The sequence below is a fragment of the Rhizobium sp. Root708 genome (assembly GCF_001429725.1).
Classification (GTDB): domain Bacteria; phylum Pseudomonadota; class Alphaproteobacteria; order Rhizobiales; family Rhizobiaceae; genus Rhizobium.
On sequence record NZ_LMHV01000043.1, the window covers coordinates 380,213 to 394,355 of the forward strand.

Below are 14,143 nucleotides of genomic sequence, written 5' to 3' on the forward strand. Positions count from 1 at the left end.
TCATGCATGGGAGGTTGCGATGTCGAATGAGCAAGGATTTCTACGAATCTCGATTGCGGCCACCGTCGTGGTCGCGGCGCTCGGTATCTTCTTCGGCATTCTCTCCGGCTCGTTTTCGATCGCTTTCGACGGCGTCTATTCGCTCGCCGACGCCGCCATGACCGGGCTTGCGCTCTGGGTGTCGAGCCTGATCGTCCAATCGGCGCGCAACGACGCCAAGTCGGGCCGCATCCGCAACCGCTTCACCATGGGCTTCTGGCACCTCGAGCCGATCGTGCTTCTCCTTAACGGTTGCCTGCTGGTGACTGTCGCCGTCTACGCACTGATCAACGCGATCATCAGCATCATCAATGGCGGGCACGAACTGCATTTCGGGGCGGCGATAGTCTATTCCGGCGCGACACTCGTCGTCTGCGTCGTCATGGCTGGGATCGGGACGGCGGTGAACCGACGGCTGAAGTCGGATTTCGTCGCGCTCGACATCAAGGCCTGGATCATGTCCGGCGGTATCGCCTTCGCGCTGCTCGTCGCCTTCATCATCGGCCTTGCCGTGCAGCCGACGCCGCTTGTGTGGATTGCCCGATATGTCGACCCGGTGGTGCTCGGGCTCGTCTGCCTGGTGATGATCCCGATCCCGATCGCCACGATCTGGAAGGCGCTGAGCGAGATCCTGCTGATTGCTCCCGTCGATCTGCAGGAGCATGTCGATCGCGTCGCCTCCGACACCGTTCGCCGCCTCGGCTTCCTGTCTTACCGCGCCTATGTCGCCCGCGTCGGTCGTGCGACCGAGATCGAACTCTACTTCATCGTCCCCGAAGGATTGCCGCCGAAGCGGCTTGAGGAATGGGATGCGCTGCGCGATGAAATCGGGGATGCGATCGGTGACGAGAGCGCCAACCGCTGGCTCACCATCGCTTTCACCGCCGATGCGGAATGGGCGGAATAGACGCGTTCCAGCACCGCATTTTTCGACCTAAAGCCTTTTGCCCGGACGTTGATTGCGATCAACGACGCCTCTAGGCCCGGCGTGTACGATCCCCCAAGCTGAGACGAAAGCGCCGCTGAGCACCCGCTTCTGCGGCCATCGGATCCGGGAGGGATGGATGGAATTCCAGAAGGCATTTCCAGTCGCTGTCATCGATGAGGACTTCGAAGGCAAGAGCGCCGCCGGGCGCGGCATGCGCGATCTGGCCGCCGCGATCGAGGCCGATGGCTTCCGCATTGTCTCTGGCGTCACCTATGAGGACGCGCGTCGGCTGGTTCATATCTTCAACACGGAATCCTGCTGGCTGGTTTCCGTCGACGGCAGTGAGGACAAGGCCTCGCGCTGGCAGGTGCTGGAAGAGATCCTGAGCGCCAAGCGCAAGAAGAACGACCGCATTCCGATCTTCCTTTTCGGCGATGACACGACGGCCGAGGACGTGCCGGCGAGCGTGCTGCGCCACGCCAATGCCTTCCTGCGGCTGTACGAGGATTCCGCCGAGTTCATGGCGCGCGCCATCGTCCAGGCCGCGCGCAACTACCTCGACCGGCTGCCGCCGCCGATGTTCAAGGCGCTGATGAATTATACGCTTGAGGGGGCCTATTCCTGGCATACGCCGGGCCATGGCGGCGGTGTCGCCTTCCGCAAGAGCCCGGTCGGGCAGATGTTCTATACCTTCTTCGGCGAGAACACGCTGCGATCGGATATTTCGGTATCGGTCGGCAGCGTCGGCTCGCTGCTCGATCACGTTGGTCCGATCGCCGAGGGCGAGCGCAACGCGTCGCGCATCTTCGGAACCGACGAGACATTTTTCGTCGTCGGCGGAACGTCGACCGCCAACAAGATCATCTGGCATGGCATGGTCGGGCGCGGCGATCTCGTGCTCTGCGACCGCAACTGCCACAAGTCGATCCTGCATTCGCTGATCATGACGGGCGCGACCCCGATCTATCTGGTGCCGTCGCGCAACGGGCTCGGGATCATCGGCCCGATCTCCAAGGATCAGTTCACGCCCGAGGCGATCGCCCAGAAGATTGCCGCCAGCCCCTTTGCCGGACAGACGAGCGGCAAGGTGCGCCTCATGGTCATCACCAACTCGACCTATGACGGGCTCTGCTACAATGTCGATGCGATCAAGGCCTCGCTCGGCGATGCCGTCGAGGTGCTGCACTTCGACGAGGCCTGGTACGCCTATGCGAACTTCCACGAGTTCTACGACGGCTTCCACGGCATCTCGTCGACGCAGCCCGCCCGCTCGAAGAACGCGATCACTTTTGCCACGCACTCGACGCACAAGCTTCTGGCGGCGTTTTCGCAGGCATCGATGATCCACATCCAGCACGCCGAGAACAAGCGGCTGGACGTGACCCGCTTCAACGAAGCCTTCATGATGCATACCTCGACCTCGCCGCAATATGGCATCATCGCCTCCTGCGACGTCGCCGCCGCGATGATGGAGCAACCGGCCGGGCGCTCGCTGGTGCAGGAGACGATCGACGAGGCGATCAGCTTCCGCCGCGCGATGAACGGCGTCCGCAGCCAGACCGAGGGCAGCTGGTGGTTCGATGTCTGGGAGCCGACGGTTGCCGAGCAGACGCCGAACGACCGGCACGAGGATTGGGTGCTGAAGCCCGGCGACGGCTGGCATGGCTTTATGGGACTTGCCGAAAACCATGTGATGGTCGATCCGATCAAGGTGACGATCCTGTCGCCCGGCCTGTCCGCCAGCGGATTCATGCAGGAACACGGCATCCCCGCCGCCGTGGTGACGAAGTTCCTCTCGTCGCGCCGCATCGAGATCGAGAAGACCGGCCTCTATTCTTTCCTCGTGCTGTTCTCGATGGGGATCACCCGCGGCAAGTGGAGCACGCTGGTTACCGAACTCCTCAACTTCAAGGATCTCTACGACAGCAACGCGCCGCTGACGCGGGCGCTACCGGCATTGGCCGCCGGGCACCCGGAAGCCTATGGCAACATGGGGTTGAAGGATCTCTGCGAGCAGATCCACGCCGTCTACCGCAAGGACGACGTGCCGAAGGCGCAGCGCGAGATGTACACCGTGTTGCCAGACATGGCGCTGCGGCCGGCCGATGCCTATGACCTTCTGGTCAAGGGCAAGATCGAGAGCGTCGAGATCGACAATCTCATGGACCGCGTCCTCGCCGTGATGATCGTTCCCTATCCGCCGGGCATTCCGCTGATCATGCCGGGCGAGCGGATCACCCAGTCGACGAAGTCGATCCAGGATTACCTGCTCTACGCCCGCGAATTCGATAGCAAGTTCCCCGGCTTCGAGACCGATATTCACGGCCTGCGCTTCACGCCCGGTCCGAATGGCCGCCGCTATCTGGTCGATTGCATTGCAGAGGGGGCGTAACGATGATCCCGCGCGACGTGAAATCACCGACAGTTGCCATTCCCTTCCACAAGATGCTGAAGGTCGTCGCCATCGTCGATCGCGATAATCCCCAGGTGCGGGAATTGCTGGCCCAGATTGTGGCCGATGGCTTCGAGGTGGAGATTCGTGACGACTATTCGGCCGACGTGTCCGAGGATGCCTCGGTCGGCGCCTATATCGGATCGGTCGAGGGCGGCTGGCTGCCGGATGCGCGCACCTTCCTCCGTTCCGTCAGGGATATCGGTTTCCGCACGCCGATCTGGGCTTTGGCCGATGCGCTCGGGGTTGCTGATCTCGATGTCGTCGAAGGCGTTGGGGAGGTGGATGGCTTCGTCTATCTCGGCCAGCAGACGCCTGTCTTCTACGCCAAGCAGATCGTCTCCAGCCTGATCAACTACGGCAAGTCGCTGCTGCCGCCATTCTTCGGCGGCATGATGGCCTATGATGGCGAGGCGAACATCGCCTTCGATTGCCCCGGCCACCAGGGCGGGCAGTTCTATCGCAAGTCGCCGGCCGGCCAGCTGTTCTTCAAGTATTTCGGCGAGAGCATCTTCCGCAACGACCTCTGCAATGCCGATGTCGATCTCGGCGACCTCCTGATCCACGAGGGGCCCGCCGCCGAGGCGCAGAAGCAGGCGGCACGGATCTTCGGCGCCGATCGCACCTATTTCATCCTGAACGGCACCAGCACCTCCAACAAGGTGGTGACCAACGCGGTGTTGCGCCCCGGCGACCTCGTGCTCTTCGACCGTAACAACCACAAGTCCCTGCATCAGGGCGCGTTGGTGCAGGCCGGCGCTATCCCGATCTTCCTGCCGACGGCGCGCAATGCCTTCGGCATGATCGGCGCCGTCGACTGGGCGGCTTGGGACGAGACCTGGCTGCGCAAGCAGATCGAGGCGCATCCGCTGGTGACCGACAAGAGCCGCGCCAAGGCCGAGCGGCCACTCCGGCTCGCCTGCATCCAGCTCGCGACCTATGACGGCACGATCTACAATGTGCGTCAGGTCATGGAGAAGATCGGCCATCTCTGCGACTACGTTCTCTGGGACGAGGCCTGGATCGGCTACAACGCCTTCCATCCGCTGTTCGAGGGTCACAGCCCGATGCGGCTGAAGGACCTGCCGCCTGACATGCCCGGCCTGTTTTCCACGCAATCGGTGCACAAGCAGGGCGCGGGCTTCTCGCAGGCCTCGCAGATCCACAAGCGCGACGAACATATCAACGGCCAGCGGCGGTTCATCGAGCACAAGCGCTTCAATGAATCCCTTTTGATGCATGTCTCGACATCGCCCTTCTACCCGCTCTTCGCCTCGCTCGACGTCAATGCCAAGGTACATGAGGGCAAGGCCGGCGAGATGCTCTGGGATCGCTGCATCGAGCTCGGGATCGAGGTGCGCAAGAAGCTGCGCGGCTTCGTCGAGCATTACGAGACGAAGGCGGCGCCGACCGAGGAGCAATGGTTCTTCGATCCCTTCGTGCCGGACAAGGTTTCGATATCAGGATCGAAGCATACGAGCGACATCGCCGACGCCAGATGGGAGGACATCCCGACCGAGGTGTTGAAACGCGAGCAGCAGTGCTGGCGCTTTGATCCGCAGGCGAAATGGCACGGCTACTCCGGCTATGCGCCCGGCTACACGATGGTCGATCCAAACAAGCTGGCGCTGCTGACCCCCGGCATCGACCGCAAGACCGGCGAGTATCGCGACTTCGGCATTCCGGCGACCGTCGTCGCCAACTATCTGCGCGAGCAGCGGGTGGTGCCGGAAAAGTGCGACCTTAACAGCCTGCTCTTCCTGCTGACGCCGGCAGAAGACGAGAGCAAGCTGAACACGCTGGTCGCCAAGCTGGTGAAGTTCAAGAACCTCTGGGACCGCGACGCGCCGCTGCAGGAAGTGCTGCCGACGGTGTTTGCCGCCAATCGCGAGCGCTACAAGGGCTACACGGTCCGGCAGGTCTGCCAGGAGATGCACTCCTTCTACCGCGAGGCGGGCGTGAAGGAACTGCAGCGCCTCTGCTTCCGTTCGGAAAGTTTCCCGGAGCCGGCGGTCCCCTCAAAGCAGGCCTATGAGGCGCTGGTGGCCAACAATGTCGACTACGTGCCTTTGACCGAGGCGGCCGGCCGCATTTCCGCGACGCTGGCGCTGATCTATCCGCCGGGTATCGGCGTGATCGTGCCGGGCGAGCGTTGGGACGAGCGCGCGCGGCCGATGCGGGACTATTTCCTGGCCTTCGAAGAATCCTTCAACCGTTTCCCGGGCTTCAACTACGAGGTCCAGGGTGTGTTCCAGGAGCGGATCGAAGGACGGATCAAGTTCCATACCTATGTGGTGCGCGAGTAGGGGACGGGAGGAACCATCATGACAGACAACACAATGCATCTCGCGGCCGAGACAACGGCCAAGAAAAAGATGAACCTGGTGCAGCTTACCTTCATCGTCGCGGTCAACATGATGGGATCGGGCATTATCATGCTGCCCGCCAACATGGCGCAGGTCGGCGCGATCTCGCTGCTGTCCTGGATCGTGACCGCCGTGGGATCGATGGCGATCGCCTACGGCTTCGCGCAGGCCGGCCTCTTCAACCAGCGGTCCGGCGGCATGTCCGCCTATGCCGAGGATGCCTACGGCAAGGACGGCTACTTCCTGGTCTTCTTCCTGTACTTCCTGTCGCTTGCCGTCGGCAACGTCGCCATCGGCATCTCGGCGGTCGGCTATCTTGCCGGCTTCTTTCCTGTCCTCACCTCGACGCCTGTAATGACCTGCCTGGCGCTGATCGTTCTTCTGTGGCTGACGACAGCCGCGAATTTCGGCGGCGCGCGTATCACCGGGCGCATCGGCTCGATCACGGTATGGGGCGTCATCATCCCTGTCGGGCTGCTGTCGATCATTGGCTGGTTCTGGTTCAGCTCCACCACATTCGGCGCCGCCTGGAATCCGAAAGGGCTGTCGCTCGCGCAGGGTATGGGATCCAGCATCTCCCTGACGCTATGGGCGTTCCTCGGCATGGAATCGGCGGCACAGAATTCCGACGCCGTCGAAAATCCGAAACGCGACGTGCCGCTCGCCTGCATGTTCGGCACGCTCGGCGCCGCTGCCATCTACATCCTGTCGACGACGGTGATCCAGGGTATCGTGCCGAACGCCGATCTCGCCGCATCCACCGGACCGTTCGCGCTCGCCTATGCCACCATGTTCAATCCCACGATCGGCTCGATCATCATGGCGCTTGCGGTGCTTGCCTGCCTCGGCTCGCTGCTCGGCTGGCAGTTCACCATCGCGCAGACGGCGCGCAGCGCGGCGCAGGAGAGAATGTTCCCCGCGATCTTCTCGCGCGTGAACGAACTGGGCGCGCCAGTGCCCGGCATGATCATCCTCGGCATCGTGCAGACGGGCCTTGCGCTGATGACCATCTCGCCGACGCTCAGCGAACAGTTCTCGGCACTCGTCAATCTCGCGGTTGTCACGAACGTGCTGCCTTACATCATCGCTCTGTCGGCGCTCTTCGTGATGATGAAGAACGCCGGCGTGCCGCAGGCGAAATACCGGCTCAACGCCATCGTCGTCATGATCGGCATGCTCTACAGCGTGTTCGCAATCTATGCGTCGGGCAAGGACGCCGTGCTTGGCGGGATGCTGGTCACGGGTATCGGTTTCATCATCTACGGCCTGATCGCGCCGCGCTTCAGCGGTGGCGCCAATCGCGTGCCGGCGGAATAGGGGAGGACTCACCATGTCAAGGAGCAAAGCTCGCTTCGCCGCCATGGCGGCCACCGTCGTCGCGGGCGCAATCGCAACTGTCGCCTGGATGTCGCCGGCGCAAGCACAGACCCTGGACCGTATCCGCTCCAGCAGCGCGCTGAAACTCGGCTACGATCCGGATGCAAAGCCGTTCTCGTTCGGTGCGGATCAGAGCAAGCCGGAGGGCTATGCGGTCGCGCTCTGCAACGGGATCGCGGAAAGCATCAAGACGCAGCTGAACCTGCCGCAATTGAACGTTGAGTGGGTTTCACTCGCGGGTGATGCCGGAACGCATGCCGTCAAGGACGGCACGGCGGATCTCCTCTGCGGGGCCGAACCGGTGACGCTCAGCCGCCGGCAGGAAGTCTCGTTCTCGATCCCGATCTTCCCGAGCGGCACTGGCGCGCTGCTCAACGCCAGTTCGCCGCTGGCGCTGCGCGAGGTCCTGCAATACGGCCAGCCGTCGAGCCGGCCAGTCTGGCGCGGTTCGCCGGCCCGCACGATCCTCGAGCACAAGACGTTCTCGTCGATCGCCGGATCCTCAAGCGAACGCTGGCTCTCCGACAGGATCAAGACCTTCCAGCTTGCCGCGACGGCAACGCCCGTCAGCAGCTACCAGCAGGGGATCGAGCGCGTGCTCGACGGCAGCTCCGCCGTGCTCTTCGGAGACATGCCGCTGCTGATGGATGCCGCCGCCCGCAACAGCGACTCCGGCAACCTCATCGTCCTGCAGCGTCATTTTACCTATGAACCGCTTGGGCTCGAGTTGGCGCGTGGTGACGAGGATTTCCGGCTCGCGGTGGATCGCGCCCTGAGCCAGATTTACGCCTCGCAGGATTTCCGCGCCTTCTTCACCACCTGGTTCGGTCCGCCCGATGATGCGACGGTGACGTTCTTCCGGCAGACGGCTTTGCCGGAATAGCCCGCGGTTGAATACTATCGGAAAACCCCTGTGATATCTGGAACGCGGCTCTCTGCCGCGTTCTGTTTTGGTGCCGGTTATCCTTGCGGCTGTGATCTCCGCCGAAGGTCCGAAAGCCCGGTTCCCGAAGCTGCTGATTATTTGCTCGGCCGGGAACGATCCGGTCCCCCAGCGATTTCGTATGACTCTGAGGAATGAGTTGAATGCGGAGCTGATCAATGAGCCGAGCGCGCGGCCGCAGAAAACTGATGCTGAGACTTCCCGACATCAGGCATATTCTGGGAAACATCGCCAGTGAGCCGATGGGCGAGATGTTCGAAGCCTATGATCTGGCTGTCGATGCACTCGATCGTTTCCGGATACAGACTCCCCCGGAACAGAAGCTGATAACGGAATACGAGCAGCTGTGTGAGGAGATAGAGCAGGAAGTGGTCGTCTACTGCACGGGCCGCTGAAACCGCAGTTCTGAACCGCTCAGAGCCATTACACCCTTTCCGGTTCGGCGCCGACCGATGGTGTGGTTTCAAGCGCGGTCGGCGATGGCCAGGCCCATGCCTTCAACAGTTCGTAGAAGACGCTGAGGACAACGGGCCCCAGGAACAGGCCGAGGAGGCCGTTCGAAAGCGTTCCCCCGATAACACCGATAAGGATCACCGGCATCGGCGTCGACAGACCCCGCGACATCAGGATCGGCTTCAATATGTTGTCGACCACGGTAATGGGCACGGCGACGATGGTGAAGGCGAGCGCGATGCCGGGCGGCCAGGAAAACCAGACCCATATCATGATCGGCAGCAGCACAAGCCCGGGACCGAGCTGCATGATGCAAAGGATGAATGTCACGAAGGTAAGGACGCCGCGTGCCGGAATGCCGAAGAAGGCGAAGCACAATCCGCAGAGCAGCGTCTGCAGGAAGGCGACGCCGATCACGCCACGCGACACGTTGCGCACCGTGGCTCCGGCAAGCCGCGCAAATCCAACGCCCTTGTCGCCGCCGATCCGGCTCGCCAGATGCTGGACGGCATCCGCGAGCCGGGCCGATCGCGTCAGAAAGATACCGGAGAGGATGATCGAGACGACGAAGCTCAGCACGCCGCCGCCGATCGAGGCAAGTTTTGCAACGATGACGCCCGTGACTTCGCGAATGGGCGCCTGAAACTTGACGAGGGTGGTAGCGAGATCACCGGCGACCTGGTTCCAGGAATCGTAGATCTTTTGCCCGACGACAGGCCAGTCGCGAATGGCCTCCGGCGCCGAGGGAAGCGCAAAATGCTCCGTCCACAATTTGCCCACCAGCCCCTGCAGCCCATCGGCAAAGTTGACGGCAACCAGCGCAAGCGGTGCGATGATCAGGACAAGGCAGCCGACGACGATCACGATCGCGGCGATGACAGGTCTGTTTCCGATCAGCCTCGAGATCGCCGCGAACAAGGGAAAGAGCGCCACCGCGAGAATGGCGGACCAGATGACGATCAGCGCAAACGGAGCGATGAGGACGAAGGTCCAATAGGCGAACAAGCCGATGATGCCCAACCGGACGAGATCGCTTACTCTCGCCTCGATCGAGATCTGTCCGCCTCCGCCTGCCGGCATCGCCTTGTCGCTCGTCTGCTCCACCGTCGCCCCCGCCGCCATGCTTCTCCCCGGTCGATCCTATGACGTCGTATCGGGCACGACGTGGCGGACGCTGTTGTCTTCAATGTAGCTCGACGGCCGCTTTTGACGCTTCCCGAGATCGGGCGCGTCAAACTTCACGCGCTCGTAGGGGATGGATTGCAGGATGTGCGAGATGCAGTTGACGCGGGCGCGCTTCTTGTCGTCCGACGGCACGATCCACCACGGCGCGTGGTTGCTATCCGTCATCCGCAGCATCTCGTCGTAGACCCGGGTATAGTCCCACCAGCGCTGGTAGGATTCGACATCCATCGGGCTCAGCTTCCACTGCCGCATCGGGTCATCGATGCGACGACGGAATCTCCGCTCCTGTTCGTCTTCGCTGACCGTCAGGAAGTATTTGAGCAGGATCACGCCGCTTTCGACGATGGCTGCTTCAAAGCGCGGCGCCAGTTCGAGGAAGCGCTGGGCCTTCTTGTCGCTGCAGAAGCCCATGACGCGATCGACGCCGGCGCGGTTGTACCAGCTGCGATCAAATATCACCGCTTCGCCGGCGGCCGGCAGGTGCGCGATATAGCGCTGCATGTAGATCTGTGATTTTTCGCGGTCGGTCGGCGCCGGCAGGGCGACGACGCGAAAGACGCGCGGGCTCACCCGCTCGGTGATCCGCTTGATCATGCCACCCTTGCCGGCGGCGTCGCGTCCCTCGAAAATGATCACGACCCTTGCGCCGGATTTCTTCATCCAGGCTTGCAGATGGGCAAGTTCGACCTGCAGCCGAACGATCTCCTTGTCGTAATCCCACGACTTCTTCTTCTTTTTGTCCTTGCCGCTGCGGCCTGCATCGCCATTGATTTGCTTGGGCTCGTAATTCTCGTCCATGGTTCTCCCTCCGTGCTGCTAAACTGCGCTGCCTGCCGATGCATTGCCGGGCTGGTCGAAGTCTCCGATCAGCGCCCGCAACGCCTCTTCCCTGCCGTTGAACAGGTTTTGAGCGCCGATCGCCTTGATCACCCCGGCGCGGGTGAGAAGGCCGCGGCTTTCTTCGCTGAGGTCCGCGATCGCGAATGTGATGTTGCGCCTGGCAAGAATCTCGGCCACGGCATCGAGCGCGGCAGCGCCCGTGCTGTCGATCTGCGTGACAGCGCTGGCGTCGAGCACAAGGCACCGGGTGTCCGCAGGGAGATCTTTTATGACCGAGCTTAACCGCATGCGAACGTAGTCGGCGTTGTAGAAGAGGATGTTTCCCTGAATGGCGAAGACGGCGGCGCCGTCGACGGGCCGCGCTTCCGGGTGGCGGGCAAGGTCGAAGAAACCGTGCCGGCCTTCGATGCGGCCAAGCAGCCCGTCGCGCGGAAACATCGTCTGGCGCAGAAGATAGACCAGTGTCGCGGCGACCGCGACGATGACGCCGTTGAGCACGCCGAAGCTGATGGCGCCCCACATGGCAATCAGCGCGAAGATGAACTCCATGCGGCTGATCCGCCAGATCTTCCGAAGCTCGTGAACGTCGATGAGGCTGATCGCCGCCATCGCCAGGATTGCGGCAAGGGCCGGAATCGGAAGGATGCGCAGTGCGCTGTGCAGGAAAACCAGCGCCGCGATCAGCGTCGCCGCCGAGACGAGGCCGGCTGCCTGCGACACGCCGCCGGTCGAAAGGTTGATCGCCGTGCGTGAATCCGAAACGCTGATCGGGAACGAGCCGAAGAGCCCCGGCGCGATGTTCGCGGCGCCAAGCCCGATAAGCTCCTGGTTGGCGTCGACCTCTTCGCCGGTTCGCGAGCCGAAGCTGCGCGCCGCGACGATTCCCGCCCCGAAGCTGACGAGGAAGATCGCGGCCGAGCCGAGCACGATCTTGTCGAGCGGCATCTGATGCAGCGCAGGCAGCGAGAAGCTCGGCAGGCCGCTTGGAATATCGCCGACGACGGCGATGCCGCGCCCCTGGAAATCGAAGAGGGCGGAGAGCACGACGGAGAGGACGACGACGACGACCGGTCCCGGAATCTTGGGCTGGAAGGTCCGGATGATCCACAGCAATGCGAACATCGCAAGACCAAGAAGCAGCGAGGGCCAGTGGATCAGGCCGCTCTTGCCGGCGATCTCGAAGAGCGGCGGGACCAACCCATCGGATTCGATCTTCACCCCGGTAAAGCGGCTGATCTGGCCGACAAGGATCGACAGCGACACCCCGGCGAAAAAGCCGACGAGGATGGGTCGCGACAGGAAACTTGCGAGAACGCCGAGGCGCAGCAGCTTGGCGGCGATGCAGCAGATGCCGACGCCGAGCGCAAGCGCCGATGCGATGGCAATCCGGTCGACCGGCGTACCAACGGGGTAGGCGGCAACGATCGTTCCCATCGCCGCCGCGAGCACGGTCATGGTAGCCGCATCCGGACCGACGACGAGGAGCCTTGAGGGACCGAAGATCGCATAGGCGATCGGCGCGACGATGCTGGCGTAGATGCCCGTTTCCGGCGGCAGGCCGGCGATGGCGGGATAGGCGATGGCGCTCGGCAGGCCGACGGCCGCAATAGACAGGCCGGCCGGGATATCGCTCTTCAGCCAATCCCTGCTGAAGCCGCTCAGGCCTCGCAACATTGGAAGACTGCCTATCACCGCGGGCTCCTTATCGCTTCGTCTTCGGCATTCCCGTATTGGTGTCGACCCCGCCCGAAGGACGGGGCCGACCTTCTCCCCTCAGTGTTCGAGGAACACGTAGTTCATCCAGCTGCTCATCCGCAAAAGCACCTTCCGGAGAACGGCGACGTGGTGCCAGTGGTGCGTATAGACGGCAACCTCGGCGACGACACCGCCTGGCAGCTGGTATCCCTCCGTGCTTTCCAGAAGCTCGATGCTGGCGATCGTCTGGCCGGGTGCGGCGCGTTCGGGCGACTGCGGGTCGATCAGCGCGCCTGACGGCTGCAACTGGCCCTGCGCCATGACGTCGATGATCCCTTGCACACGGGCCTTGAAGATCTTGCCCGGAACCGCTTTGAAGGCCACTTCGGCATCGTCGCCGACGTTGACGCGTTGCAGCGAGTTCTGGATGAAGGCGGCGCCGAGCATCTGATCCTGGCTGTCGATGAAGACCATGACCGGGCGCAGCGGAAGCGGGTTCGCCATCATCCCCGGGCGCAGGAAGACCTGGGTGACGTAGCCGTCGCTCGGTGCGCGGACCGTCGTCTGATCGAGTTCGTATTGCGCGTTGGCGAGTTCGGCCTGAAGCCGGGCGACGGTGGGGTTGGTACCGTTGATTTCCGATTCATAGGCCAGTCTTGCCTGCGTGGCCTGGGCGCGGGCGGTATCGACCGTGGCCTCCGCCGTCAGGTAGATGCCCCTGCGGTTTTCGACTTCGAGTTCGGAGTAGACGGCGCCCTTGCCGCTCGACTTCGAGTTTTCGTTCGATGCCTGGAATTTTTCGAAAGCCTGCTGCGAACGGTCGCGCGATGCTTCCGCACCGACGACGGCCGCGTTGGCGGCGTCGAGCGCCGCTTTCAACTGCAGCACCGTCTGCTTGGCTTCGGCGAGCGCCGCGGTCTTCTGGTCGACCGTGAACTGGTAGGGGCGCGGATCGATGCGGAAGAGAATGTCGCCCTTCTTCAGCGGCGCGTTGGGTGTCACCGGCACCTCGACAACCTGGCCTCCCACTGTCGGAATGACCGGCGCGGAGGTGAAGTAGATGCGCGCGTCGCTGGTGTACGGATGATTGTAGCTCATCAGCAGCAGCAGCGTCCCGATCAGGAAGATGCCGCCGAGAACTGATGTCGCCAGCGTCCACTGGTTCACCGGAATGCGGAAGATCTTGAAGATCGCGTAGCAGAGCGCGGCATAGGTGAGGATGAGAAGCAGGTCCATCAGGCGGTTTCCTTGTCCGAGGCCTGTGCCTCAAGCTCGGCGATGCGGCCATGCAGGCGGGCGATTTCAGCGTTGGCTTCTGCAGCCGGCGACAGCTTCCCATCGGTGCGCATTCCCCAGCCGCGATCCTCGCGATAGAGCGTCGCCCAAATGAACAGGAACGGCCAGATGGCATGCAGCGTGAAGAGACTGACCCAACCGGCGACATGAATGGCATCCTGATGCGGATGGTTTCTGGCTTTGGCCATCAGATGAGGAATGTCGTGGATGGCGATCACCGCGTAGAACAGCGTGATCACGACGAAGAACAGCACGCCCAGCGCAAAATAGTCGAGAAACACGACTCCTCCCTTCCGGCTTGCTCCAGCCGAGCCATTTGATCGCGATCGATACCCCCGATAGTAGACCCGCTCCCGCGCAAACGCCCGTAGCATCGCGTAACATCTATCGAGATGCGGACGACCAGCGGCGATCCGGCGGCTATGTTGCGGAGATGGTGAAGCGGAGGCGAAATGACCGATCGAATGGCATCGGATCGCTTGCGCTGCAGGCGGATTGGTCGCCTCGAAAGCCGGCTACAGTAGGTTCGTGTATTATACGTCTGCACCCCAGTTGGCCTGTTATATAGT

At 62.6% G+C, this 14,143-nt stretch carries 11 protein-coding genes; 6 read left to right on the forward strand and 5 right to left on the reverse strand.

Annotation, left to right across the window (positions count from 1 at the left end; genetic code table 11):
* The first annotated feature begins 19 nt into the window (after positions 1-19).
* From ASE04_RS26185 to ASE04_RS26210, 6 genes are all read left to right on the forward strand, one after another.
* Entirely contained in the window at positions 20-946 is a 927-nt protein-coding gene (locus tag ASE04_RS26185) for a cation diffusion facilitator family transporter (protein ID WP_056824955.1), read from the forward strand.
* A gap of 157 nt (positions 947-1,103) precedes the next feature.
* Entirely contained in the window at positions 1,104-3,359 is a 2,256-nt protein-coding gene (locus ASE04_RS26190; RefSeq protein ID WP_056824956.1) for an arginine/lysine/ornithine decarboxylase, read from the forward strand.
* Between the two features lie 2 nt (positions 3,360-3,361).
* Complete coding sequence (gene speC / locus ASE04_RS26195) at positions 3,362-5,725, forward strand: ornithine decarboxylase (RefSeq protein WP_056824958.1); 2,364 nt, start codon at positions 3,362-3,364, stop codon at positions 5,723-5,725.
* An 18-nt stretch (positions 5,726-5,743) separates the two neighbouring features.
* Positions 5,744-7,102, forward strand: coding sequence for a putrescine-ornithine antiporter (gene potE / locus ASE04_RS26200; RefSeq protein WP_056824960.1), 1,359 nt, complete (start codon positions 5,744-5,746; stop codon positions 7,100-7,102).
* A gap of 13 nt (positions 7,103-7,115) precedes the next feature.
* The gene (locus ASE04_RS26205; RefSeq protein ID WP_056824962.1) at positions 7,116-8,045 is read left to right on the forward strand and encodes an amino acid ABC transporter substrate-binding protein; all 930 of its coding nucleotides are present in this window, start codon (positions 7,116-7,118) and stop codon (positions 8,043-8,045) included.
* A gap of 218 nt (positions 8,046-8,263) precedes the next feature.
* Positions 8,264-8,500 (forward strand): hypothetical protein, encoded by a 237-nt coding sequence (locus ASE04_RS26210; RefSeq protein ID WP_056824963.1) that lies wholly within the window; start codon positions 8,264-8,266, stop codon positions 8,498-8,500.
* Positions 8,501-8,528: 28 nt separating this feature from the next.
* Here ASE04_RS26210 and ASE04_RS26215 read toward each other — a convergent pair whose 3' ends face one another.
* The 5 genes from ASE04_RS26215 to ASE04_RS26235 form a co-directional block, all read right to left on the reverse strand.
* Entirely contained in the window at positions 8,529-9,680 is a 1,152-nt protein-coding gene (locus ASE04_RS26215) for an AI-2E family transporter (protein WP_443216924.1), read from the reverse strand.
* 18 nt (positions 9,681-9,698) lie between these two features.
* Positions 9,699-10,541, reverse strand: coding sequence for a polyphosphate kinase 2 (ppk2, locus tag ASE04_RS26220; RefSeq protein WP_056824967.1), 843 nt, complete (start codon positions 10,539-10,541; stop codon positions 9,699-9,701).
* A gap of 18 nt (positions 10,542-10,559) precedes the next feature.
* Positions 10,560-12,257: a SulP family inorganic anion transporter gene (locus ASE04_RS26225; protein ID WP_244490492.1), complete on the reverse strand. Its 1,698-nt coding sequence runs from the start codon at positions 12,255-12,257 to the stop codon at positions 10,560-10,562.
* A 99-nt stretch (positions 12,258-12,356) separates the two neighbouring features.
* Positions 12,357-13,514: an HlyD family secretion protein gene (locus ASE04_RS26230; RefSeq protein ID WP_056824971.1), complete on the reverse strand. Its 1,158-nt coding sequence runs from the start codon at positions 13,512-13,514 to the stop codon at positions 12,357-12,359.
* Complete coding sequence (locus ASE04_RS26235) at positions 13,514-13,855, reverse strand: DUF3302 domain-containing protein (protein WP_056824973.1); 342 nt, start codon at positions 13,853-13,855, stop codon at positions 13,514-13,516. The genes ASE04_RS26230 and ASE04_RS26235 overlap by 1 nt, the downstream gene beginning before the upstream one ends.
* Between the last annotated feature and the right edge of the window lie 288 nt (positions 13,856-14,143).